2 protein-coding genes are annotated in these 3,071 nt (G+C 27.4%); one reads left to right on the forward strand and one right to left on the reverse strand.

Annotation, left to right across the window (positions count from 1 at the left end; genetic code table 11):
* The first annotated feature begins 58 nt into the window (after positions 1 to 58).
* Positions 59 to 301, forward strand: coding sequence for a PepSY-like domain-containing protein (locus E6A48_RS05960; RefSeq protein ID WP_219709152.1), 243 nt, complete (start codon positions 59 to 61; stop codon positions 299 to 301).
* A 70-nt stretch (positions 302 to 371) separates the two neighbouring features.
* Here E6A48_RS05960 and E6A48_RS05965 read toward each other — a convergent pair whose 3' ends face one another.
* The gene (locus E6A48_RS05965) at positions 372 to 2,459 is read right to left on the reverse strand and encodes a glutamine synthetase III family protein (RefSeq protein ID WP_219709153.1); all 2,088 of its coding nucleotides are present in this window, start codon (positions 2,457 to 2,459) and stop codon (positions 372 to 374) included.
* Positions 2,460 to 3,071 lie beyond the last annotated feature (612 nt).

Below are 3,071 nucleotides of genomic sequence, written 5' to 3' on the forward strand. Positions count from 1 at the left end.
TTATACTATAATATAATTATAAGATAATTTGATAATTTTAATAAAAAAGGGGTAATTTATGAAAAAATTATTTTGTTTATTATTTGCTTTTTCTATAATTGGAAGTTCTTCTCTTTTTGCTGATTGGATTGTTCCTCTTAGACAAGTTCCTGCAGCAGTTAAAAATGCTGTAAAAAGACGTTTCCCAAGAGCAAGAATTTGGAAAGTAGAGATGGACGATGGTTTATATCATGTAGAACTTAATAATGGTGTAGAACTTGAAGTAACTAGAAGAGGAAGAATTGTTGATATAGATTATTAATTTTTATAATAATAATGCTTGCAAAATTATATTCTTTTTGCAAGCATTATTAAAAACGACATTATATTCTTTAAGCTAAGCTATATAACATATCTCCATAAGTTGGAAGTTTCCAATGTTTTTTAGAAACTGTTCTCTCTAGCTCATCAATTATAGGACGCATATCCTCTATACAAGCCAATACTTTATCTCTAAAAAATATACTAGACTTTGATATATTCTTTATCTTTTTTGCTTCAGATAAATAATCTTCTAAAGTTCTTAGCTTCTTATAAAGATTATTAGTTAAAATAGTTAATTTATCTAATAAATCTTTTTCTATATCATATTTTATTTTTAAGCTTTTTTTCTTCTCATATATATTAACAAGCTCTTCAGTATAATCTAAAGAAAATGGTATAATATATTTATTAATCATATCTATTAAAGTAAGTGCTTCAATATTAATCACTTTATTATATTCTTCTAAGCTTATTTCATATCTTGAGAGAACTTCAGCTTTTGTTAATACTTTATGCTTTAGGAACAAGTCTATATTTTTTTGTGATATAAATGTTTCAAGTGCCTCAGGAGTTGTTTTTAAATTGCATAAGCCTCTCTTATTAGCTTCTTTCACCCATTCATCAGAATAGTTATTTCCATTATAAATTATTCTTTTATGTTTTTTGATATTTTCTTTTAATAGCTCTTCTAAATCTTTATCAAAATCAGAAGACTTTTCTAATATATCAGCAAATTGTGATAATGCTTCAGCAACTATTGTATTTAATACTATATTAGGACCAGATACTGATAAACTAGAGCCAACCATTCTAAACTCAAATTTATTTCCAGTAAAAGCAAGAGGGGAAGTACGGTTTCTATCTGTTGAATCTTTTGTAAATCTAGCCAAAGAATTAACACCCATTTCCATTTCTACAGCTTCTCTTTTTTTGTATTTTTTTGAGTTTTCCATAGACTCAATTATTTCAGTGAGTTCATCTCCAAGAAATATAGATATTATAGCAGGAGGTGCTTCAGATGCTCCCAAACGATGATCATTGCTAGCACTAGCAGTTGTAGCTCTTAACAAATCCTGATATTCATCAACCGCCTTCATTACAGCAACCACAAATAATAGAAATTGTTTATTTTCTGAAGGTGTATTTCCAGGCTCAAATAGGTTAAGCCCTGTATCTGTAGCTATAGACCAGTTATTATGTTTTCCACTGCCATTAACTCCAGAGAAAGGCTTTTCATGCAAAATACAAGCTAAATTATGTTTCTCTGCTATTACCTTCATAAGCTCCATTGTAATTTGGTTTTGGTCGGTTGCCATATTTGTTATTGTAAACTCTGGAGCAAGTTCATATTGACCAGGAGCTACTTCATTATGTTCTGTTTTAGCAATAATACCAAGTTTCCAAAGCTCATTATCCAACTCTTTCATAAACTCTAAAACTCTTGGCTTTATAGCTCCAAAATAATGGTCTTCTAATTCCTGTCCCTTTGGCGGGCAAGCTCCAAATAATGTTCTCTTACAATATCTCAAATCAGGTCTTTGTAAATATAAATCTCTATCTATTAAAAAATATTCTTGTTCTGCCCCAACTGTTGTATATACTCTATTAATATTATTATGACCAAATAGTTTTAATATTCTTTTTGTTTCTCTTTCTATAACTTCCATAGAACGAAGTAATGGTGTTTTTTTATCTAAAGATTCTCCGCTATAAGAACAAAAAGCACTTGGTATGCATAGAGTATTATCTTTAATAAAAGCATAAGAAGTAGGGTCCCAAGCAGTATAGCCTCTAGCTTCAAAAGTACTTCTTAACCCACCAGAAGGAAAACTTGAAGCATCAGGCTCACCTTGAACAAGTTCTTTACCTGTAAACTCCATACGAACTTTACCGTCTTTGGTTTGAGTGATAAAACAAGTATGCTTTTCTGCAGTTACACCTGTCATAGGTTGAAACCAGTGAGTAAAATGTGTTGCTCCTTTTTCTATTGCCCATTCTTTCATGGCATGAGCTACTACATTTGCTAACTCTAAATCTAACCTCTCACCATTCTTTATTGTTTTTATTAATTTTTTGTAAATGTCTTTAGGAAGTTTTTCTTGCATTACGTTATCATTAAACACATAACTTTCAAATATATCAGGTAATTTATCCATATTATTCACCCCTAATAAAAAATTATATATTTTAAACTAAATATTATAACACTATATAGAAATAATTTCAACATTACTATATATAGTTAAATTAAATATTTTTTATTTTTTTATAATTTAAATATATACTTTTTTAATATATACACCGCACGCTAAAAGAAACTAAATATATAAATAAAGTGAAAATATAGTTTTAATTATATTAATAAATTTATTTAGCGTGCGTAAAATAGATTAAAAATACAATCAACAATTTGGGCAGGTGTGATTTGTTTAATTGAGCATCTTAGAATATTAAAGAAGTAATTATATATAATACAAAAAAACTAATAGGGTGGGCAATAATATATATTTAATAAAATATTAATAAACATAATATTTACAATTATTCTAAATTGATATATAATTATTATAATTTTCAATTTTTTTACATAATTATGAAATTATGATTTAAATCAAAGGTTACGTTATGAGTTATTTTTTTGTAAAAGAAGATAAAGAGTTTAGAAAATTAAAAGAAAATGAAATAGATTTTCTAAAGAGTCAAGGATGCATTTCTCAAAGCTGGGATAAAATATTAATAAAGAATGTTGATTTAACTAGGATAAAAGA

The sequence above is a fragment of the Brachyspira pilosicoli genome, assembly GCF_019402445.1.
GTDB classification, from domain to species: domain Bacteria; phylum Spirochaetota; class Brachyspiria; order Brachyspirales; family Brachyspiraceae; genus Brachyspira; species Brachyspira pilosicoli_B.

Excerpts from the sequence above, each read along its gene's own strand:
- E6A48_RS05960 (WP_219709152.1), top strand. The coding sequence starts at position 59 with ATGAAAAAATTATTTTGTTTATTATTTGCTTTTTCTATAATTGGAAGT.
- E6A48_RS05965 (WP_219709153.1), bottom strand. The coding sequence starts at position 2,459 with ATGGATAAATTACCTGATATATTTGAAAGTTATGTGTTTAATGATAAC.